This window comes from Streptomyces sp. NPDC004788, assembly GCF_053601115.1.
This window is the reverse complement of sequence record NZ_JBSGBF010000049.1, coordinates 36,154-56,070: the sequence shown is the minus strand read 5'-3', so window position 1 is coordinate 56,070 and position 19,917 is coordinate 36,154. Positions and strand designations below refer to the sequence as shown.

General features: G+C 72.6%; 22 protein-coding genes. 8 read left to right on the top strand and 14 right to left on the bottom strand.

The features are described 5' to 3' along the window. Positions 1 to 67: 67 nt before the first annotated feature. From ACWEJX_RS21915 to ACWEJX_RS21905, 3 genes are all read right to left on the bottom strand, one after another. Positions 68 to 1,357 carry a DUF2637 domain-containing protein gene (locus ACWEJX_RS21915; protein ID WP_451609091.1) on the bottom strand — a complete coding sequence of 430 codons (1,290 nt, stop codon included), beginning with the start codon at positions 1,355 to 1,357 and terminating at the stop codon, positions 68 to 70. Positions 1,358 to 1,476: 119 nt separating this feature from the next. Then, entirely contained in the window at positions 1,477 to 2,211 is a 735-nt protein-coding gene (locus tag ACWEJX_RS21910; RefSeq protein WP_451609090.1) for a DUF3558 domain-containing protein, read from the bottom strand. Positions 2,212 to 2,330: 119 nt separating this feature from the next. Continuing rightward, on the bottom strand, positions 2,331 to 3,287 hold the full coding sequence (locus tag ACWEJX_RS21905) for a DUF3558 domain-containing protein (protein ID WP_451609089.1): 957 nt from the start codon (positions 3,285 to 3,287) through the stop codon (positions 2,331 to 2,333). Between the two features lie 182 nt (positions 3,288 to 3,469). Between ACWEJX_RS21905 and ACWEJX_RS21900 the strand changes: the two genes are divergently transcribed. Next, a complete protein-coding gene (locus ACWEJX_RS21900; protein WP_451609088.1) occupies positions 3,470 to 4,663 on the top strand; it encodes an RtcB family protein in 1,194 nt (397 codons plus the stop codon). 46 nt (positions 4,664 to 4,709) lie between these two features. On the opposite strand, the gene ACWEJX_RS21895 is transcribed toward ACWEJX_RS21900, so the two are convergent. The 4 genes from ACWEJX_RS21895 to ACWEJX_RS21880 all read right to left on the bottom strand — a co-directional run bounded on the left by ACWEJX_RS21895 (position 4,710) and on the right by ACWEJX_RS21880 (position 7,580). Further along, positions 4,710 to 5,540, bottom strand: a complete 831-nt coding sequence (locus ACWEJX_RS21895; protein ID WP_451609087.1) for a hypothetical protein — start codon at positions 5,538 to 5,540, stop codon at positions 4,710 to 4,712. Between the two features lie 140 nt (positions 5,541 to 5,680). Beyond that, positions 5,681 to 6,352: a DUF2278 family protein gene (locus ACWEJX_RS21890; protein ID WP_451609086.1), complete on the bottom strand. Its 672-nt coding sequence runs from the start codon at positions 6,350 to 6,352 to the stop codon at positions 5,681 to 5,683. A gap of 65 nt (positions 6,353 to 6,417) precedes the next feature. Next, positions 6,418 to 7,182 carry an SDR family NAD(P)-dependent oxidoreductase gene (locus tag ACWEJX_RS21885; RefSeq protein ID WP_451609085.1) on the bottom strand — a complete coding sequence of 255 codons (765 nt, stop codon included), beginning with the start codon at positions 7,180 to 7,182 and terminating at the stop codon, positions 6,418 to 6,420. Positions 7,183 to 7,244: 62 nt separating this feature from the next. Then, complete coding sequence (locus ACWEJX_RS21880) at positions 7,245 to 7,580, bottom strand: YnfA family protein (protein WP_403800179.1); 336 nt, start codon at positions 7,578 to 7,580, stop codon at positions 7,245 to 7,247. 158 nt (positions 7,581 to 7,738) lie between these two features. Between ACWEJX_RS21880 and ACWEJX_RS21875 the strand changes: the two genes are divergently transcribed. Then, complete coding sequence (locus tag ACWEJX_RS21875; RefSeq protein ID WP_451609084.1) at positions 7,739 to 8,209, top strand: hypothetical protein; 471 nt, start codon at positions 7,739 to 7,741, stop codon at positions 8,207 to 8,209. A gap of 40 nt (positions 8,210 to 8,249) precedes the next feature. On the opposite strand, the gene ACWEJX_RS21870 is transcribed toward ACWEJX_RS21875, so the two are convergent. Further along, positions 8,250 to 9,743 carry an FAD-dependent monooxygenase gene (locus ACWEJX_RS21870; protein ID WP_451609083.1) on the bottom strand — a complete coding sequence of 498 codons (1,494 nt, stop codon included), beginning with the start codon at positions 9,741 to 9,743 and terminating at the stop codon, positions 8,250 to 8,252. Between the two features lie 124 nt (positions 9,744 to 9,867). Between ACWEJX_RS21870 and ACWEJX_RS21865 the strand changes: the two genes are divergently transcribed. Both ACWEJX_RS21865 and ACWEJX_RS21860 read left to right on the top strand, forming a co-directional pair. Further along, positions 9,868 to 10,428 carry a TetR/AcrR family transcriptional regulator gene (locus tag ACWEJX_RS21865; protein WP_451609082.1) on the top strand — a complete coding sequence of 187 codons (561 nt, stop codon included), beginning with the start codon at positions 9,868 to 9,870 and terminating at the stop codon, positions 10,426 to 10,428. 281 nt (positions 10,429 to 10,709) lie between these two features. Next, positions 10,710 to 11,195, top strand: a complete 486-nt coding sequence (locus ACWEJX_RS21860) for a MarR family winged helix-turn-helix transcriptional regulator (RefSeq protein ID WP_451609081.1) — start codon at positions 10,710 to 10,712, stop codon at positions 11,193 to 11,195. A gap of 13 nt (positions 11,196 to 11,208) precedes the next feature. Here the strand turns inward: ACWEJX_RS21860 and ACWEJX_RS21855 are convergent, their stop codons facing one another. Then, positions 11,209 to 11,943, bottom strand: coding sequence for a Mut7-C RNAse domain-containing protein (locus tag ACWEJX_RS21855; RefSeq protein ID WP_451609080.1), 735 nt, complete (start codon positions 11,941 to 11,943; stop codon positions 11,209 to 11,211). 185 nt (positions 11,944 to 12,128) lie between these two features. Between ACWEJX_RS21855 and ACWEJX_RS21850 the strand changes: the two genes are divergently transcribed. Next, positions 12,129 to 12,572 (top strand): N-acetyltransferase family protein, encoded by a 444-nt coding sequence (locus tag ACWEJX_RS21850; protein WP_451609079.1) that lies wholly within the window; start codon positions 12,129 to 12,131, stop codon positions 12,570 to 12,572. Here ACWEJX_RS21850 and ACWEJX_RS21845 read toward each other — a convergent pair. Genes ACWEJX_RS21845 through ACWEJX_RS21835 form a run of 3 tightly spaced genes read right to left on the bottom strand, consistent with a single transcriptional unit; the run spans position 12,553 to position 14,509 of the window. Beyond that, on the bottom strand, positions 12,553 to 13,086 hold the full coding sequence (locus ACWEJX_RS21845) for a GNAT family N-acetyltransferase (protein ID WP_451609078.1): 534 nt from the start codon (positions 13,084 to 13,086) through the stop codon (positions 12,553 to 12,555). The genes ACWEJX_RS21850 and ACWEJX_RS21845 overlap by 20 nt on opposite strands. 14 nt (positions 13,087 to 13,100) lie before the next feature. Next, a complete protein-coding gene (locus tag ACWEJX_RS21840; RefSeq protein WP_451609077.1) occupies positions 13,101 to 14,207 on the bottom strand; it encodes a DUF6597 domain-containing transcriptional factor in 1,107 nt (368 codons plus the stop codon). A 53-nt stretch (positions 14,208 to 14,260) separates the two neighbouring features. Beyond that, positions 14,261 to 14,509 carry a hypothetical protein gene (locus ACWEJX_RS21835; RefSeq protein WP_451609076.1) on the bottom strand — a complete coding sequence of 83 codons (249 nt, stop codon included), beginning with the start codon at positions 14,507 to 14,509 and terminating at the stop codon, positions 14,261 to 14,263. Between the two features lie 327 nt (positions 14,510 to 14,836). Between ACWEJX_RS21835 and ACWEJX_RS21830 the strand changes: the two genes are divergently transcribed. Continuing rightward, complete coding sequence (locus tag ACWEJX_RS21830) at positions 14,837 to 15,622, top strand: ABC transporter substrate-binding protein (protein WP_451609097.1); 786 nt, start codon at positions 14,837 to 14,839, stop codon at positions 15,620 to 15,622. 249 nt (positions 15,623 to 15,871) lie between these two features. Here the strand turns inward: ACWEJX_RS21830 and ACWEJX_RS21825 are convergent, their stop codons facing one another. Together ACWEJX_RS21825 and ACWEJX_RS21820 are read right to left on the bottom strand one after the other, a co-directional pair. Then, complete coding sequence (locus ACWEJX_RS21825; RefSeq protein WP_451609096.1) at positions 15,872 to 16,249, bottom strand: MerR family transcriptional regulator; 378 nt, start codon at positions 16,247 to 16,249, stop codon at positions 15,872 to 15,874. A 299-nt stretch (positions 16,250 to 16,548) separates the two neighbouring features. Continuing rightward, complete coding sequence (locus ACWEJX_RS21820; RefSeq protein WP_451609095.1) at positions 16,549 to 17,118, bottom strand: hypothetical protein; 570 nt, start codon at positions 17,116 to 17,118, stop codon at positions 16,549 to 16,551. Between the two features lie 805 nt (positions 17,119 to 17,923). Between ACWEJX_RS21820 and hemL the strand changes: the two genes are divergently transcribed. Both hemL and ACWEJX_RS21810 read left to right on the top strand, forming a co-directional pair. Continuing rightward, positions 17,924 to 19,240, top strand: a complete 1,317-nt coding sequence (gene hemL / locus ACWEJX_RS21815; protein WP_451609075.1) for a glutamate-1-semialdehyde 2,1-aminomutase — start codon at positions 17,924 to 17,926, stop codon at positions 19,238 to 19,240. Next, positions 19,237 to 19,911, top strand: a complete 675-nt coding sequence (locus ACWEJX_RS21810; RefSeq protein WP_403800211.1) for a histidine phosphatase family protein — start codon at positions 19,237 to 19,239, stop codon at positions 19,909 to 19,911. Before hemL ends, ACWEJX_RS21810 begins: the two co-directional genes overlap by 4 nt. The last annotated feature ends 6 nt before the right edge of the window (positions 19,912 to 19,917 follow it).

Sequence of the window (19,917 nt, the reverse complement as noted above, 5' to 3'; positions counted from 1 at the left end):
CCTGCACCCTCGGCGTGCGGTCCGCCACCCGGCACCGGGTGGCGGCCCTCACGCGTCTGCGGATCCGTCACGGAATGTGGTTCTCGGCCTCTTCCTGCTGGATGCGCTCACGCAGCTGGGGGGCCAGCTGACGGAGCAGCGAGGTGCTGCGCGGGTGCTGCACCCCGAACAGGTCGGCGAGCAGTATGTCGAGCTGCTCGTTGCTCGGGAACGCCTGGTGCTCGTCCACGAACGCCCGCATCGCCTTGTACGCGACCTCGGCGAACTCGTCGATCGGCGGCTCCGGCTCCACGTACTCGACGTACTCCGGGTAAGGGACGAACTCCTCCGGACCCGTCGCCGGCGGAACGTCCTCCGGGCCGAGCGGGACCGGCACCGGAGTCGGCTCCAGGCCCTCCACGATGTTCGGGTTGTACGTGCCCTCGTACGCCTCGGGCGAGACCTGCGGAGCGTCGAACCACGGGCTCTCGTGGTTCACCGGCTGAGCCGGGACCTGCGCCTGGCCCTGCGCCTGGCCCTGCACCTGGGCCTGCGCGGGCACCTGCGTCTGCAGGGGCTGGACCGGCTGCGGCTGCGCCTGCTCCAGCTGCGGAGCGGCCGGCTGCGGAGCAAGCGGCTGCGCGGCCACCTCCGCCACCGCGACCTGCGGCGCCGACGGCAGCAGCACCGGCTCCACCCCCGCCGCCGCCAGACCCGCCGGCGCCGTCTCCGCCAGCGGAACCCCGTACTTCGCCAGCCGCAGCGGCATCAGCGCCTCCACCGGCGCCTTGCGCCGCCACAGACGCCCGTAACGGGCCTGCAGCCGCGCCTGGTACACCAGACGCTCCTGCTCCAGCTTGATCACCTGCTCGTACGAACGCAGCTCCCACAGCTTCATCCGCCGCCACAGCCGGAACGTCGGCACCGGCGACAGCAGCCAACGCGTCAGCCGCACGCCCTCCATGTGCTTGTCCGCCGTGATGTCCGCGATCCGGCCCACCGCGTGCCGCGCCGCCTCCACCGCGACCACGAACAGCACCGGGATCACCGCGTGCATGCCCACACCCAGCGGGTCCGGCCACGCCGCCGCGCCGTTGAACGCGATCGTCGCCGCCGTGAGCAGCCACGCCGTCTGACGCAGCAGCGGGAACGGGATGCGGATCCACGTCAGCAACAGGTCCAGCGCGAGCAGCACACAGATGCCCGCGTCGATGCCGATCGGGAAGAAGTACGAGAAGGTGCCGAAGCCCTTGGCGACGGCGAGCGCGCGCACCGCCGCGTACGAGCCGGCGAAACCGATCCCGGCGATCACCACCGCACCGGCGACGACCATGCCGATGAGTATGCGGTGCGTGCGTGTCAGCTGCATCGCGGCCACCCGCGATCCCCTCCCGTCGAACGACATCTCGCGGGCACAGACTGGCACATGTGCGGGAAGCCCGGCCTCCGGGGGAGGCACGGGCTTCGTGCAAAGTGGGACGAACCGCTATGTATCGGCTACTTGTTGGCCGCGGCGACCGCCGCCACGGCCTCCTTCGCCGCCTTCACCGCGCCATCCGCGATCCACTTGTCCGACGGCGTCTTGGCACCCGCGTAACCGGCACCGTTGTACGACAGCAGCACCACGACGTTGCCCGTGCGGGCCACGACCGACGCGTACTCGAAGTCCTCGTCGGTCTTGCGCAGCTCGTACGACACCAGGTCCGCCTCGTCGCCGACACCCGACGTCTTCGTCGTCTTCAGGTTCTTCGCACCCTCGGTCGCCTGGACCTTCGCCAGCTCCTTGGCGTAGCTCTCGGCGGCGCGCTCCTGACCGCTGCCGAGCGTCGCGTCCGACTCGTAGCGGTAGAAGGACACGTCGAGCCAACGGTAGTTCGAGCCCTTGGTGCCCTTGTCCTCCAGGCCGTTCCACGAGCAGCCGCCACGGCTGGTGATGTCACTGGAGGTCGCGGCCGTGCCCTTCTTGTTCTTCGCCTTCGGCACGAGCTCGTCGATCGTCTTCGACGACAGCGACGTGCAGATCTCCGGCAGCTTCGCGAACCTCGCCGGCTCGACCTTCTTCGTCGTCGGCGCCGCCGACGGCGTGGCGGCCGCCGACGACGCGGCCTTGTCCGGCGCGCCCGAGCCCTTGTCCCCGGAGTCGGAGCCGGACGAGCAGCCGGCGGCGACGAGCATCACCGGGACGGCGGCGCAGGCGAGTATGCGGGAGAGGCGCGGGGCTGATCGCTGCATGGTTCCTTCAGTCGCTTGGGCAGTCGCTTGGGCGGCCGGCGGCCGGGCGGCCACGGTACGCCGACACGTTACGTGGTCCGGACCCGGCCCGGTGGCGGTCACGGAACGCATCCCGACCGCTACTCCTCCAGCCGGTCGGCCAGCAGACGGGCCAGATTCCGGGCCTTTTCCTGCAGCTCCGCACGGTCGGGGGCAACGGCGGAGGAGGTCGTCTGCTCCTCGTAGGAGACGGTCACGATGACGTTCGATGTGCGGAACACCACGCTGACGAGCCGCTGCTGCCCGGACGGACCGGTGGTGACGAGCGTGTCGTCGAGGTACGCGGCGTCACCGAGACCGTCGAGGACCCGAGGCTCCAGACCGGCCGTCGGCGACGCGGCCGGAGGCGTCGCAGCCGTGCTGCTCGCGACCGCGGTCTGGGCGGGCGGCGGGGTGACCGGGCCCTGCGGCGCGTGGGCCGGCTCCTGGCCGGCCATCGGCGACGCGGCGCCGGGGGCGGACGCGGGATCGGTGGACGCGGCCGGCGGGGGCGTGGCCTTGGGCTTGGCCGACGCGGGGCTCGACGCGGGGCTCGACGCCGAGGGCGTCGCCGGGCTCGACGCCGGGGGCGTCGCGGTCGGCGCGACCGGCGCGATGCCGGCGCCGGTCTGCTTGCCCGCGAACACCTGCTGCGCCCGGTCGTCGTCGCTGACCAGCGGGTCGTAGGAGACCACCCGCTCGATGTCGAGCGTCAGCTGGTGCGTCGCGTCGGGCGTGGCCGCCTTCCAACTGCAGCCCACCCGCCGGTCGGTGTCGAACGTCGCCGCCGCGGTCCCGCGGTAGACGCGGTCGCGCTCGGCGTCGGGCAGCCCGGCGGCACCGGGCAGCAGGTCCCTGAGCGTGGCCCGGGGCACGGCACCACACGGCTCGAACAGCGTCCGGTAGCGCCCCGGTGGCGCGGCGGAGGCGGCGGCGGGGCCGGCCTTGGAGTCGACGGCGCCGACGTCGGCGGCCGTGCCGGAGGAACAGCCCGTCAGGCCGATCCCGAGACCGACGGCGAGAGCGACCGCGGAGAGCACGTACGCCTTACGCTGCACGATCCCAGGCTCCCTTCTCCGGACTCCCGGAGGAATCCCCCGAAAACTGTTTGCTGCCCCGCATGGCGCGGTGAACACAATGTGTATCGCACGCACGGCCGTTGATGCCGGTCCGCGGTCACCTGTACGGGCTTTGGCTCCGGTTTTTGCGTTTTCAGACTTTTCGGGGGAAGTGGGCAATTATGTCGTACGTCGAGGTACCGGGCGCGAAGGTGCCCATCCGGATGTGGGCCGACCCGGCGTCTGTGGAGGACGGCGCGATGCGCCAGCTCCACAACGTGGCGACCCTGCCGTGGATCAAGGGCCTGGCCGTCATGCCCGACGTGCACTACGGCAAGGGCGCGACGGTCGGCTCGGTCATCGCGATGCACGGCGCGGTGTGCCCGGCGGCGGTCGGCGTCGACATCGGCTGCGGCATGTCGGCGGTCAAGACGTCACTGACGGCGAACGACCTGCCGGGTGATCTGTCCCGACTGCGCTCGAAGATCGAGCAGGCGATCCCGGTGGGGCGCGGCATGCACCGGGAGATGGTGGACCCGGGGCGGCTGTACCAGTTCCCGACGGCGGGGTGGGGGGACTTCTGGTCGCGGTTCGATGACGTGGCCGATTCGGTGAAGTTCCGCCGGGGCCGGGCGGAACAGCAAATGGGAACCCTTGGCTCGGGAAATCACTACTGCGAAGTTTGCATCGATGGCCAAGGCTCGGTTTGGTTGATGCTGCACTCCGGGTCCCGCAACATCGGCAAGGAGCTTGCCGAGTACCACATCGGCGAGGCACAGAAGCTGCCGCACAACCAGGGTCTGGTGGATCGCGATCTTGCGGTGTTCGTCGCGGACACGCCGCAGATGGCGGCGTACCGCAACGACCTCTTCTGGGCGCAGGAATACGCGAAGTACAACCGCGCGATCATGATGGCGCTGTTCCAGGAGGTCATCCGTCGGGAGTTCCGGAAGGCGAAGGTGGCCTTCGAGCCGGTGATCTCCTGCCATCACAACTATGTGGCGGAGGAGCGGTACGAGGGCATGGACCTGCTGGTCACCCGTAAGGGAGCGATCCGCGCGGGATCCGGGGAGTTCGGGATCATCCCTGGCTCCATGGGCACCAGCTCGTACATCGTGAAGGGGCTTGGCAGCGAGGCCGCGTTCAATTCGGCTTCACACGGGGCCGGCCGGCGCATGAGTCGGAGCGCGGCGAAGCGGCGGTTCACGGTGCGGGACCTGGAGGAGCAGACGCGGGGCGTGGAATGCCGTAAGGACGCCGGCGTGCTGGACGAGATTCCGGGGGCCTACAAGCCGATCGAGCAGGTAATGGAGCAGCAGCGGGACCTGGTCGAGGTCGTCGCGAAGCTCAAGCAGGTCGTCAATGTGAAGGGCTGAGGCAAGCGAAAAGGGGCGGTACGCGTGTACCGCCCCTTGTGCTTACTCAGCGAGGCAGGGGGACGAGTCCGTGGTCCAACTTCCACCGGCGGACCTGGCACGCACTCTGCGAGAGCCCCAATGTCGCGGCCGCTGCTGCGAGCGTTGGCGCTGCGAGCAGGATCCGATCCTTCTCGACAGTCCACTCGATGCGTGATGGCCTCTTCTTCATTCCAGCCGGACGCTCCCAGGTGGAGAGTGAGTTCGCTGCAGTGCGCTTGCGCTCCAGCGACAAGCAGCCGGGGTAGTACAGATGGGCCGCGAGCTGCTGCGCCACCTCTGCCGTGTACAGGATGTTGTAGACCCCGTCGCGAGCGTTTCGTTTGATGAGGCGCTGAGCGCCGATGATCTTCTTCGTGTAGTGGCACAGATACGCTCCAATGGCGGTGCTCGCCGTTGTGAGGCCGATGAACGGGAGGCCCTGCCCGGTGAAGCCCGTGGAGCCGTCGGCGTCGATGACACCCCGGAGGTAGTCAGGGCGGGAGAACGGCACTCGGGGCGGCGTGATGCGCGTTGACTTACGGCCGTATGGCAGGCCGAGTTCGTTCAGCTTCGTGCGGGCCTCCAGGGCACACAGCGACCAGGTCGCTGTGTGGCTGACGGCGGCGAAGTTCGTCGATCGGGTGCGCCGGGTGATGCTGCTGTTGTACGGAGTGAGCCGCTGGAACTCCTCCAGGAGCGTGATGTCTCGGGCGTTGATCTCGACGGTCAGCCTGCCCTTCTGGCCCGTGCCTTGCGCGAGGTGTCCGTCGGCCTGGAGGAAGCCGAACATGTACGCGTAGCGGGGGTCTTCGAGGTCCATGAAGCGCACGGGGGCGCTAAGGTCCTGCTCAGCCATGGGAAGCCCTACTTCCAGATGGTGAGGCCCTCGGTCGGGATTGCCGTCCCGGCCGAGGGCCGTTCTGTATGGAGTTGTTTCGACCGTAGGGCGGGCGTTCGGGCGCCGTGGGGGCTTTCGGGGTGGTTCACCCGAAGGTGTCAGGCCTCGGGGTGGCCCAGGATGTTCGTGTGGTCGGACTGGCTGGAGAACCTGTTCAGGAAGACGTCCCAGCGGCCGTCGGGGCGTTGGGTGAGGGTGGCGCCGTCCTGCCAGATGCCGTTCTCGGGCCACCACTGGGAGCCGGCGGGGTCGCCCTGGTTCTGGTGGATGTTGTGCAGGCCGGCTTCGCCTTCGGGGCCGTCGTCGAAGGGTTCGCCGAAGAAGAGGGCGTGCCGGCCCGGGGTCAGCATCGGTTCGAGTGCGGTGGCGGCGTCCAGGTTGGAGCCCTCCTGCCAGGGGCGGGAGCCGAACAGGTCGAGCAGTTCCTGCAGCCAGGACGGCGGGCGGCGCTGGAAGAGGACTCCGGAGCGGTCCACCAGGGCCGGGTGGCGCAGGTAGTCGAGGGCGCCGGAGTCCGGTGTGGACGCGAGGTTGTGCAGGCCCTGGGGGAGTGTCGCGGCCGGGCCGACGGCGGACGCGTCGAGGGTGAAGGTCTTCCAGTGCACGCCGACGTTGGACTGGTGGCTGTCGACGTCGATCGCGCAGTGGTAGCGCCTGCCCGGCGCGTCCACCTCCGCGTGGACGTGGAACCAGCGGCCCTGGTTGTCCGGCCGGTCGCGGTAGTGGCGGTACAGGATTCCCGAGAGCACGCCGTAGTGTTCGAAGGGCATGCCGTCAGTGAAGCACCGCGGGCCGTGACCGGCCCGGCGGCGCTCCGGGCCGGGCCTCGTCCGGGTCAGAGCTCGCGGTGGACCTTGGTGTTGGAGGCCTGGGCGCGGGGGCGGACGACCAGGAGGTCGATGTTGACGTGCGGGGGGCGGGTGCAGGCCCAGGTGATGGTGTCGGCGACGTCGTCGGCGGTGAGCGGCTCGGCCACGCCGGCGTAGACCTTGGCGGCCTTCTCGGTGTCGCCGCCGAAGCGGGTGGTGGCGAACTCCTCGGTCTTGACCATGCCGGGGGCGACCTCGATGACGCGGACCGGGGTGCCGACGATCTCCAGGCGGAGGGTCTCGGCGAGGACGCGGGCGCCGTTCTTGGCGGCGACGTAGCCGGCGCCGCCCTCGTAGGTGGCGTGGCCGGCGGTGGAGGAGAGGACGACGACCGTGCCGTCGCCGCTCGCGGTGAGGGCGGGCAGCAGGGCCTGGGTCATGTTGAGCGTGCCGATGACGTTGACCTCGTACATGCGGCGCCAGTCGTCGGGGTCGCCGGTGGCGACGGGGTCGGCGCCGAGGGCGCCGCCGGCGTTGTTGACGAGGACGGCGAGCGTGCGGAAGGCGGTGGCGAACTCGTCGACGGCGGCGCGGTCGGTCACGTCGAGGGCATAGGCGGTGGCCTGGTGGCCGGCGTCGGTGATCTCGGCGGCGAGGGCCTCGATGCGGTCCTTGCGGCGGGCGGTGAGGACCACGCGGTAGCCGGCGGCGGCGAGCTGTCGGGCGGTGGCGGCACCGATGCCGCTGCTGGCTCCGGTGACGACGGCGATGGGCTTGCCGGCGGCGGTCATGGGGTGCTCCTCGCGCGTGCGGTCGATTGTGTCGATGGCGTCGTCAGGATAGGACGGGTGGTTCAGCGGCCGCGCGGGGCGTACATGATCACGGCCATGCCGGCGAGGCAGATCAGCGCGCCGGTGACGTCCCAGCGGTCGGGGCGGTAGCCGTCGGCGACCATGCCCCAGGCGAGGGAGCCGGCGACGAAGACCCCGCCGTAGGCGGCGAGGATGCGGCCGAACTCGGCGTCGGGCTGGAGGGTGGCGACGAAGCCGTAGACGCCGAGGGCGAGGACGCCGGCGCCGATCCAGATCCAGCCGCGGTGTTCCCGGACGCCCTGCCAGACGAGCCAGGCGCCGCCGATCTCGAAGAGGGCGGCGACGAGGAAGAGGAGGGCGGAGCGGGCGATGAGCATGGCGGAAGGGTTTCACGGAGCCGCGGGTGCCTCGGGTGCCTCTGGTGTCCCGGGTGTCACGGGTGTCACGGTGTCGGTGTCGGTGTGTCACGGGCGACTCGGGACACGCGGCTGATGGATAGTCAGAACATATGGGTATCAGTCGGTATCTTCGGGGCATGAGTGCGATGCGCAAGGTGCTGCTCGGCCTGACCCTGGCCGCTGCCCTGGTGACCGGTACGGGCGCGGGTGCCCGGGCCGCCGGCCCGGAGGCGGATCTGTCCCACCACGGTCACCTCTCCCTCTGGGACGGGCGGCTCGGTGTCCGCCTGGTCAGCGAGAACCACGGTCCTTCGGACGTCTCCCAGGCGACCGTCCGGATCGCCTTCTCCGTGCCGATGGCGGGCGGTCAGGAGCTGCCGCCGGCCTGTCTCTGGAGCAGCGACCGGGTCGTGTCCTGCCGTACGGGCAAGCTGCGGGCGGCCGGCGCGGCCGGCCGGCTCGCGCTCGACCTGCGGACCGCGGGCAGGCCGGACGAGCTGACCGTGGACATCCGCACCGCGTGGCGCGACGGCGTCACCGACGTCAATCCGCACAACGACCGCCACCGTGTCCTGGTCCTCGCGACCGGCGACCCGTACGTCTTCTGACCGGGGCCGGGTCGGGCCGGGGCCGGGACTCCGGCGGTGGCTACGCGGCCGTGTAGCCGTCGGGGCGGACCAGGACGGTGTCGCGGCGGGCCGGGTTCGCCCAGGTGGCCCGTATGACCCGGTCCGCAGTGACCGGTGCCGTACGGGGCAGGGCCGGCTCGGCGCCCTCGGGGGCGACCAGGACGAACTCGCCCTTGCGCAGGAGTTCGTAGAGCCGGCCCTCGCGCAGCTTCAGGTCGGGGACGCGGCGTGCGCCGGGGCCGTAGGAGATGCCGATGCCGCTGATCTGGCCCATGGCGCGGGCGGCGGCGGGCTTGACGGTGCCGAGGAGCCGGGCGGCGAGGGTGCGGGCGGCGCGCTGGAGCGGGGTGTGGGCCATGGCGAGCCGGACGATGGCGCCGCTGCTGCGCAGTACGCGTGAGCCGATCGGGTGGCGCTCGGCCTGGTAGCTGTCGAGCAGGGCTTCGGGGGCGGACGCCTCGCCGCGGAGGACCGCGGCGAGCTTCCAGGAGAGGTTGGCGGCGTCCTGGAGGCCGGTGTTCATGCCCTGGCCGCCGGCGGGGGAGTGGACGTGGGCGGCGTCGCCGGCGAGGAAGACGCGGCCGGAGCGGTAGGCGGGGGCCTGTCGCTCGTCGCTGTGGAAGCGGGAGACCCAGCGTGCGTCGTGCATGCCGTAGTCGGTGCCGAGGGCGCGGCGGGCGATGGTCCGGAGCTCTTCGAGGTCGACCGGCGCGTCGTCGGGGGCCTGGCGGGCGCGGTCCCAGCCCATCACCCGGTACCAGCCGTCGCCGAAGGGGGCGATGAAGGCGAAGGAGTCGCCGCCTGCCGCGACGGTCAGCAGGTTCTCGGGCTTCTCGGCGAGGCGGACGTCCGCGAGGACGATGGAGCGGATCACGGACGCACCCGGGAAGGGCAGGCCGAGCGCGCCGCGCACCGCGCTGCGCACGCCGTCGGTTCCGACGAGGTAGCGGGCGCGGAGTGTGACGGGCCGGGCGGGCTCGTGGTCGGACGGTGCGGGGCCGGACGTTGCGGGGCCGGTGGGTTCGGGGCCGGAGAGTTCGGGGCCGGAGAGTTCGGCGGTGACCGAGTCGGCGTCCTGGCGCAGGCCGCGCAGTTCCGTCCCGTACCGGAACTCCACGCCTGTGGACAGCGCCCGGCGTTCGAGGAGGCGCTCGACCTCGTACTGCGGCGTGATGAGCAGGTACGGGAAGCGGGTGCGCAGGGCCGAGAGGTCGAGGGAGGCGCGGCCGAACAGGCGCAGCCGGGTGAGCCGGGTGCCGGTGGCGACCAGTTCGTCGGCGAGGCCGCGGGCGTCGAGCTGTTCCAGGGTGCGGGCGTGCACGGCGAAGGCGCGGGTCAGATTGCTTATGCCGGCGGCGCGCCGCTCGACGAGCGTGACCCGCAGGCCGGCGGCGGCGAGGTCGCCGGCGAGCAGGAGGCCCGTGGGGCCGCCGCCGACGACGAGGACGTCGGTGTCGACGTCGGCGCCGGTGCCGTGCGCAGGGGTGGGAGAGGTGGTGCCCGTGGTGCTCATCGCTGCCTCCAAGGGATGCCTGCGTGCCTACGCTCGTTGGCCAACGATTGTTGGTCAACGCTTGTTGGCAAATGTAGGCCCGGCGCGCTGGCGTGTCAACACCTGTTGGCCTACAGTTGTTGGCATGACGACCGCACGCCGCTCCGACGCCACCCGCAACGCGATCCTCGAAGCCGCCCGCGAGCGCTTCGCCGCCGATGGGTACGAGCGCGCGACCATCCGGGCCATCGCCCGCGACGCCGGGATCGACCCGTCGATGGTCATGCGCTACTACGGCAACAAGGAGGGGCTGTTCGCCGCGGCCTCCGCCATCGAGCTGGAGATACCCGAGCTCGGCGCGCTTCCGGCCCAGCACGTCGGCACCACCCTCGTCGAGCACTTCCTCGACCGCTGGGAGCGCGACGACGTGCTGACCGGCATGCTGCGGGTCGGCGTCACCAACCCTGCCGGGGCCGAGCGGGTGCAGGCGATCTTCGCCGAGCAGCTGGGTCCCGTCACGCGTGGCGTCTGCCCCGTCCCGGCCGAGGCGCCGCGGCGGGCGGCGCTCGCCGCGGCGCAGATCATGGGCATGGCGCTGGCCCGTTACGTGCTGCGGCTGCCGCCCGCCGTGGAGATGTCCCGTGAGGAGGTCGTGGCCTGGCTGGGGCCGACGGTGCAGCGGTATCTGACGGCGGAGGCGCCGTAGGGCGGCGTCGGGCGGCGGCGGGCGACTCCGGGGGCCGTCGGGTGACGGCGGATGGACCGCCGGCGCGGGCCGGCGGCCCGGTGCGGGCCCGCCGCCGGGCGGGCGCGGGGCGCGCGCCAGGGGCGGCTGTCGGCGTGGCCGGCGCGCCGGGGTGACGGGTGGTGGGGCGCTCGCCGCCAGGGGCTGGCGAAGCTCGGCCGCCTGGCGCGGGCCAGTGGCGAGTCGGCGACGCGGGACCGGTCGTGCGCGGCGGCGCAGTCGCTGCTTCGTACACTTTCTGCATGCCGCAGCAGAAATCCGCCCGCCGGGACGCCCTCATGGCCGAGCTGCACAGCGAGGCCCGCCGGTACATGGCCGCCTACGCCCTGTTCAACCAGGCCGTCGCCGATCATCTGCGTCTGCACCCGACCGACGTGCAGTGCCTCAGCCTGCTCGGCCTGGAGCCGGAGCCGGTCACCATCGGGCGGGTCGCCGAGCTCACCGGGCTCACCACCGGGTCCGCCACCCGGCTCGTCGATCGCCTCGAACGGGCCGGTTACGTCCGGCGCGAGCGGGACGCCGAGGACCGGCGCCGGGTGATGGTGGCCGCCGTGCCCGAGCGGATGGCCGAGCTCGGTGCGTTCTGGCGGCGCCTGAACAGCACCTGGGGCAACCTCTACGACGACTACGGCGACGCCGAACTCGCCCTGCTCACCACCCACATGCGGCGCACGGTCGAACTGAGCGCCACTCAGATCGAGCGGCTGAGGTCGGGCGAGTTCGACTAGCGCGCGGGCCGCCTCACGCGGTCGCCCCGCCGAACTCGCGGACCGCGTCCGTGACGATCGCCTCCAGGCGGGCGTGGTGGGCGCCCCGCCAGTACACCCGGCCGCACTCCGTGCACCGCGCGAAGACGTCGTACGACTTCTGCGTACCCGACTCCAGCTGGTCGCGCACCGCGTCCTTGTCGGCGTCGGTCAGCGGCCCGTTGCACGCCGTGCAGCGGGTCCAGGGCGCGAGCCGCGGCGCGAAGCGTTCCAGGACGTCGCGCAGCTGCTCGTCCGGCCGGTCGCTGTAGATGTACGCGCCCGCCCACAGCTCGCGGCGGCGCAGCAGCCCCCGGTCCCGCGACAGCATCACCCGCCGCTCCTGCGCGGAGCGCGCGGCGAGCGCCGGGTCGCCGATGTCCTCGCTCTCGTACGCGGCGTCGACGCCGAGCAGGCGGAGCCGGCGGGCGAGGGTGCCCAGGTGTACGTCGAGCAGGAACCGCAGCGGTGCGCCGGGCACCGGCTGGGGGCGCTCGACGCCCTCCACGTCGACCGTCTCGCCGGCCGCCGGCACGTGCGACGGGTCCACGGGCCGCCCGTCCACGAGCAGCCGCCCGGCCTCCGTGAGCGGCACGCCCAGCGACTCCACCACATGCCCGAGCGACGAGGCGCCGTCGGTGGCCACGGTGGTGTGCCCCGAGCGCCGTTCCGCCGCGACGAAGAGCCGCAGGCCGGGGGCGAAGCTGATCTGGATCTCCGGTCCGTTCACGGGGACAGGATGTCACCGGGTGCGGAGGCGCGGCCAGGCATTTCGGCGAGGTGCGAGCCCCGCGCGGTCGCGGGCCGCGCCCCGGCCGCGGCTGCGGCTCGGGCCCCTGGCCGCGCCCCGGCCGCGGCCCGCGAGCGGGCTCAGTGCCCTCCCGTCAGCGCCACGTCCCGCGATACCGTCCACGCATGAAGATCATCGACCTGGAGCCCGGCGATCCCCGTCTGGAGACCGAGCTGCTGCCCGTGCTGCGCGAGCTGCGCCCGCATCTCACGTCCGAGCTGTTCCGGGACGTCTACGCCGAGGGGCACGCCCAGGGCCTGCGCTTCACCGCCGTGTACGCCGACGACGGTCAGTGCGTGGGCGTGGCCGGATGGCGGATCGTCGTCAACACCAGCTCGGTGAGGTCGCTGTACGTGGACGATCTGGTGACGCGGGAGACCGCACGCTCCACCGGCGTGGGGCGTGCGCTGATCACCCACCTGGAAGGGCGCGCCCGGGCGGCCGGGTGTCACGAGCTCAACCTGGACTCCGGGACGCACCGGACCGGAGCGCACCGCTTCTATCTGCGCGAGCGCTTCGACATCGTGGCCTTCCACTTCAGCCGCGAGCTCAGCCCTCCGGCGTCGTAGCGAGGTCGAAGCGCCAGTTGTTGCACCGCATCGGGCGGCCCGGCGGGTACTCCAGGTCCTCCTCGCCGAGGAGGGTGAAGCCGGCCTTGCGGCACACCGCGTTCGACGGCCCGTTCTCCGTCGAGGGGAAGGCGTGCAGATGGTGGAACCGGCCCTCGGCGCGGGCCCGTTCCACCAGCGCGTGGGTGGCGGCCGTGGCCACGCCCCGGCCCTGGAAGCCGGGCAGGACCGTCCAGCCCGTCTCGTAGACGGGCTCGCCGTCCATCTCGGACTCCCAGAAGCCGATGGCGCCGGCCGGTATGCCCTCCGGCAGCACGACGATCCGGAACATGCAGCCGGGCCGCTCCGCGTCGGCGGCCACCGTCTCGTACCGCTGCTGGCGGGCGACGAGCTGTTCGTCGGTCTCGGGGCCGCCCAGATGGGTCATCAACTCCGGCGCGTTCATGGCCCGGAGCAGCTCGAAGTCGCCCTCGGACCACGGTTCGAGGCGGACGGAGGTGCGTGTGGTCTCCATGTCCGCACCCTAGGTCACGGGTCTGACAACGCCCGCGCGTACGCGGTCGGCGGCACCCCGACCGTCGCCGTGAAGTCCCGTACGAGATGGGCCTGGTCGCTGTAGCCCAGCTCGGCGGCGAGCCGGGCCCAGTCCGGGGGAGCGGTGGTGGGGCCGGATCCGTCGGCGCGTTCCAGGGCCTCGTGGATGCGGTAGCGGAGGATGACCCACTTGGGGCCGACGCCCACGTGGGAGGCGAACAGGCGCTGGAGCGAGCGCGCGGACAGACCGGCGGTGCGGGCGAGGGCCGAGACGCGGCGGACCGTGCGGTCCGTGCGGACCAGGTCGACCAGGGCCATCGCCTGCTCGGCGGCCGGGTCGGCGACGGGGCCGTGGGCCAGCAGGAACGCGTCGAGCGCCGCCACGCGTGCGGCGTCGTCGGCGGGCGCGAGCACCTGCGCCATGCCCTCGGGCCCCATCCCCGGCCCAGCCCCCGACCCAGGTCCGGCCCCCGGTCCGGCCCCCGGCCCAGCCTCCGGCCCAGGTCCGGCCCCCGGTCCGGCCCCCGGTCCGGCCCCCGGCCCAGCCTCCGGCCCAGGTCCGGCCCCAGGTCCGACCCCCGGTCCAGGTCCGGCCCCCCGGAACGTCCCCGCCCCCGGGAACGCTTCGGCGAGTGGCGCGATCCGGCCCGTCCAGTGCGAGACCGGCAGCCCGGGCGCGAAGGGGCGGAAGCCGCCCGGGCGGAACTGCACGCCGCAGACCCGGCCCGTACCGGTCAGCTTCTTCGTGAAGAGTTCGAGGCCGATGCCCGAGACGACCGCGGAGTCCCCCGTATCGGAGGAGCGCTCGAAGACGACGTTCACGGACGGATGCGGGACGACATGGGACGCGTACGGCTCGGTCAGGTCCCAGTCGATCAGCCAGTAGTGCTCCAGATAGGGGCGGAGTCCGGGCGCCGGGAGGTGGCGCCGGAAGCGGACACGGGCCAGCAGTTCGGCGGGGTCCACGATGCCCCGGGTGTCGCGGCGCGGGCCGGCGCCGGTTTCCGCGCCCGGGCCGGTTTCCGCGCCAGGGCCGGTCTCCGAGCCGGTTTCCGCGCCGGGGCCGGCCGTGGTTTCTGAGGCGGATCCGGAGGCGGTCATGTGCCGCATGGTTTCCGCTCCGGCCTGCCTCTTTCAAGCGTGGACTCACGTCCTCAGCGCAGGCGGCCCGCCGAGCCCGGCGACAGGCGCGAGACGACCTGGCCGAAGGCCCGCTCCTCGGCCGGGGTGAGGGCGACCGACTCCTGCGGGTGCCAGACGCGCTCCAGCGGGGCGGCGGCCCTCTGGCGGCGGGTACGGGCGCGCAGGCCGACGGCCACCCAGACGGTGACAGTGACGGTGACGGCCAGCAGGCCGAACAGGGTGAGCACGCGGGGGTCCGAGAACTGGCCGGGCAAGGTCATGGCTGACTCCGGGGGCGCGAGACGATTCCTACTGCTTCCTCCCGACTTGTTCAGTTAACACCACCCTGGGGGTCTTTCGGCAGGGGGGCCGGGCTGCCCGAGGCCCTCTTGTGCGGGCCGCGGAACCGCCCCAAGGTGGCGGGGACGGAGATTTCCGGCCGGGGAGGGAGCAGCCGCATGTCGGACACGGCAGGCGCGGGCACGGGCGCGGGCGCGGACACGGACACGGCGGGCGCGGGCACGGGCACGGCGGGCGCGGGCACGGGCGCGTGGGGATTCACGGACGACCGGGGCACGGCCCTGACGGCGGGGCGCCGGCCGGAGCGGGTGGTGGCGTACGTACGGGCCGGGGCGGCCCTGCTCGACCTGGGCGTACGGCCGGTCGCCGTCTACGGCTCCGGGCACGACGGCGAGCTCCTCGATCCGGTCAAGGCGGGCGGGCTCGCGGCGGCGGAGGTGCCGTACCTGGGGCCGGGCCGGGCCCTGGGCGATTCGGCGGCTGCGCGGATCCGGGAGCTGGGCGGCGCGGACCTGGTCGTGGACGTGACCTACGACGGCAAGAGCCCGTACGCGCTCGACGAGGCGTTCGCGGAGCGGCTCGGCGCGCCGCTGGTCGCGCTGTCCGTGGGCAGTGAGCTGTCGCTGCCGGCGATCGTCGCGCGCTTCGGGGAGCTGGCGGGGGCGCTGGGGGCGGCGGGGACGGAGGCGGCGGAGAGGGGAGCGGCGGACGTGGCGGCCGCGGAGGCGGCGGTACGGGCTGCCGCCGGGCGCGGCGCGGTCGACGTGCTCGCGCTGTCGGGTGCGGGCCCGGAGCAGGTGCATCTGGCGCGGCCGCACGCCTGGCCGGAGCTGGCGCGGCTCGCCGAGCTGGGGGTGCGGTTCGTGGACCCGGGGCCGGGGCCGGGGGCGAACTGGCTGACGACGGATTGGGAGTACGCGGTCGGGCTCGGGCCCGATCTGGTGCTCTTCGACAGCCGGGTCAACGCGGTGCCGCCGCACCGGGTGCCGGCGGGGGCACGGTTGGCGCCGTGGAATCCGGAGACGCCGCCCAGTGCGGTGGCGTATGCGCGGTTCTTCGAGGACGTGGCGGGGGCGTTGGACACGGGGTTGTAGGGCCGCTTTCCGGGCCCGGTCCATGAGGCGCCGCCCGTCGTGGGCCGCGTAGGCCGAGGAGCGGAACGCGCCCGCAGGGGCGCCGTCCCGTGGGCCCATCCGTCCCTCCCCTGGGGCTTCGCCCCGGGGGGACCCCAGCGGGACGATTGCCCGCACGGAGGGGGAGAGGCGGGAGCGGAGCAGCCCGCGCTGGGGCGAGGCGCCCTGCGGCCCGGGCGGGCGTGCGGGGCGCGAAGCTCCGCCTCGTTCCTACGCCAGCCAGCCTCCCAGCGACGTCGCGAAGTCTTCCGCTCTGGCCAGTTGCTCGCGGAGTTCCGCCACTCGGGCTCTCGCCGCCTCCTCGTAGCGGCGGACCCGGGCTACGAGTGCGGCGCGGGTCGGTGGGTCGAGGTCGAGGTCGGGGGACGCGAGGTGGTCGAGGGCGGTGAGGAGGTCGCGGGTCTCGTCGAGGGTGAAGCCGAGGGGTTTCATGCGGCGGATCACCATCAGGCGGGCGACGTCGGCGTCCGTGTAGAGGGGGAAACCGCCCTCGGAGGCGGCGGAGGGGACGACCAGGCCGCTGTCCTCGTACTGGCGGATGGTGCGCAGGGGGAGTTCGGTCCGCTCCGCGACCTCGCCGATCTTCATGGGGCGGGCGGTGGGCACAACGCTCAGCACAGACTGGTCCTTCCGGACGGGCGCGGCTTCCGCGCATTAGATCCGATTCGTCCTAACTTCAGCACTTATGAGAGCTGGAAACGCGGCGAAACGCCTGCTGGTAGGACGTCCGTTGGACAGCGCGCGGCTCGGCGAGACCCGCCGCCCGAACGGCTTGCCCCGCCGATCTTCCGCAGCGACCCGTTCTCCTCCGTCGCCCACGCCACGGAGGAGATCCCGCTGATCCCGGCGCGCGGCGGCCTCGCCGCGCTGTGTGGGTGGTACGGGCCCTACGGCCACACCAGGCAGTACGGCTGGTGGCCCGCCTCGTGCAGACGGTGGCTGAAGTCCTGCCACTCGTGCAGCAGCTGGTAGACGTTGAACGCGTCCTGCGGGCCGCCGCGGTCGGGGACCGTGGACCAGATGAAGGCGGCGGCGCCGACCGACTCCTCGCCGATCCCGCGCAGCGGGTCGACGGCGGTCATGGGCAGCTTCACCACCGCGTAGTCGGGGTGCAGGACGACGAGTTCGAGCGGAGGGACCTTGTGCAGGGGCATGCCCTGGATGCCCGTGAGGACCATCGCGGCTATGGTCTCCGGCTTGATCCGGGTGAACATGCCGCCCATGCCGAGCTCGTCGCCGCCGAGCTCCTCGGGACGCATCGAGATCGGGACGCGGGCTGCGGTCGCGCCGTCCGGTGCGCCGAAGTACTTGTACGTCACCCCCAAGCGGCCTCTCCCGACACTCGCGCCGTCCACCGCCGGTCCGTCGATCCGGTCGGTGGTCTCCCGCGCCTCACGTGCCTCGCGCGCCGCCCGGGCACGCCGGGCCCTGGCCCGGCCGAGCCGCGAGTCGTCCACGACACCGCCCGGATCCCCGACCGGCGGCTCGCCGCCCCTCGAAGCGCCGCCCCTCGAAGCGTCGCCGCTCTTCGGAGCCTCCCCGCCCAGGCGCGACTCGCCCACGCGCGGCTCGCCCAGGCGCGACTCGCCCGTACGAGATTCACCCATGCGCCCCTCGCCCGTCCGGGACTCGCCCGTTCTCGGCTCGTGCGTCCGCGACTCGTAAGCCTTCGGCTCGTTCGCCCGCGACTCGCTTCCCCGGGGATCGCTCCCTCGCGGCTCGCCCATCCTCGGCTCGTTCCTCCGGGGATCGCTCACCCTCGACTCGCCCGGTCGCGGCTCGTTCCCCCGCGGCTCGTTCCCCCTCAGCTCACTCGACCTCGGATCGCTCGACCTCGGATCGCTCGACCTCAGCTCACTCGACCTCGGATCGCCCGGTCTCGGCTCGCCCGTGCGCGGCTCGTTGGCCCTCGGCTCTTCCGTCCTCCGGCGCCGGTGCCTCCCCCGCCGGACAGGGTCGGGACCCAGGTCGTCAGTCCCCTCACCCGGTCCGCCACCGCGATGCATATCTCCACCCGACTACTGTTCCAGGCCGCACGCGTCCGCCACGCGGTCCGATCATCGTGACAGTGACCTCCCCCAGGGTCCTGCGGTGAAACACCTGTCCGCAAGATCGCCGTGGCCTCTGACACCATGGATTCCGTGAGCCATCCCTATGACGCCCCAGTTTCGCAGACGCGGAGGACAGACGCCCCGGCGTAATTCACAGGGTGCCCACACCGTCCCTCCGTATCACACGTCGTACTCGCAGGTCAGGATCACAGTGCCGTATTCATACGAAGCTCCAGTCTCACAGACGCTTTTCGACCGCGCCTCGGTTGTGACGCCCGGCGGCGTGAACTCTCCGGTACGAGCCTTCCGGGCCGTGGGTGGAACGCCCCGGTTCATGGTGTCCGGTACCGGTCCGTACCTCACCGACGCCGACGGTCGCGAGTACGTCGACCTGGTCTGCTCGTGGGGGCCGATGATCCTCGGGCACGCGCACCCCGAGGTGACCGCGGCGGTGCAGGCGGCGGTGGCTCGCGGCACCTCCTTCGGCACGCCGGGCGAGGGCGAGGTCGCGCTCGGCGAGGAGATCGTGGCGCGGATCGAGCCGGTCGAGCAGGTCCGCCTGGTGTCCTCCGGCACCGAGGCGACGATGTCGGCGATCCGGCTCGCCCGCGGCTTCACCGGGCGCGCGAAGGTCGTCAAGTTCGCGGGCTGCTACCACGGCCACGTGGACGCGCTGCTCGCCGCGGCGGGCTCCGGTGTGGCCACCTTCGGCCTGCCCGACACGCCCGGCGTGACCGGCGCCCAGGCCGGTGACACGATCGTGCTGCCGTACAACGACCTGGAGGCGGTGCGGGCCGCGTTCGCCGCGCACCCGGGCGAGATCGCCTGTGTGATCACCGAGGCGTCGCCGGGCAACATGGGCGTCGTGCCGCCGCGGCCGGGCTTCAACCAGGGCCTCGCGGACCTGTGCCGGGAGAACGGCGCGCTGTACATCTCCGACGAGGTCATGACCGGTTTCCGCACCTCGCGGGCCGGCTGGTACGGCGTCGACGGCGTCCGCCCCGACCTGATGACCTTCGGCAAGGTCATGGGCGGCGGTTTCCCGGCCGCGGCCTTCGGCGGCCGTGCCGACGTCATGGGCCACCTCGCCCCGGCCGGCCCGGTCTACCAGGCCGGCACGCTCTCCGGTAACCCGGTCGCGACCGCCGCCGGACTCGCGCAGCTGAAGCTGCTCGACCAGGCCGCGTACGACAAGGTCGACGCGGTGTCGAAGGAGATCCAGGGCCTGGTCACGGACGCGCTGACCAAGGAGGGCGTGGCGCACCGGCTGCAGACCGCGTCCAACATGTTCTCGGTGTTCTTCACGGCGGACGAGGTGCGGAACTACGACGACGCGAAGAAGCAGGAGGCGTTCCGCTTCAACGCCTTCTTCCACTCGATGCTCGCGGACGGCGTCTACCTGCCGCCGTCGGCCTTCGAGTCCTGGTTCGTGTCCACCGCCCACGACGAGCGCGCGGTCGAGCGCATCGCCGCCGCCCTGCCCGCGGCCGCCCGCGCCGCCGCCGAGGCCACGGAGGTCCAGGCATGACCGACGTCACCGTCGTCCACCTGATGCGCCACGGCGAGGTCCACAACCCGGACGGCATCCTCTACGGCCGCCGCGCCGGCTACCACCTCTCCGAGCTGGGCCGTCAGATGGCCGACCGGGTCGCCGAGCACCTCGCCGGCCGGGACATCACCTATGTCGTGTCCTCCCCGCTGGAGCGGGCGCAGGAGACGGCGGCCCCGATCGCCAAGACCCACGGCCTCGACCTGGCCACCGACCCGCGCCTCATCGAGGCGGGGAACGTCTTCGAGGGCAAGACCTTCGGCGTCGGCGACGGCGCGCTGCGCAAGCCGGGCAACTGGCGGCACCTCACCAACCCGTTCAAGCCGTCCTGGGGTGAGCCGTACCTGGAGCAGGTCGTGCGCATGATGGGCGCGCTCGACGCGGCGAAGGACGCGGCCCGTGGCCACGAGGCGGTGTGCGTGAGCCATCAGCTGCCGATCTGGATCGTGCGCAGCTTCGTGGAGAAGCGCCGGCTGTGGCACGACCCGCGGCGCCGGCAGTGCACGCTGGCCTCGCTGACCTCGTTCACGTACCAGGGCGACCGGATCGTGTCCGTCGGCTACAGCGAGCCGGCCCTGGACCTCGTACCGGAGCACCTGCGCGCCGGGGCCAAGCCGGTCAAGGGGAAGGCGAAGGCCTTCGGGGCGTAGCCCGTA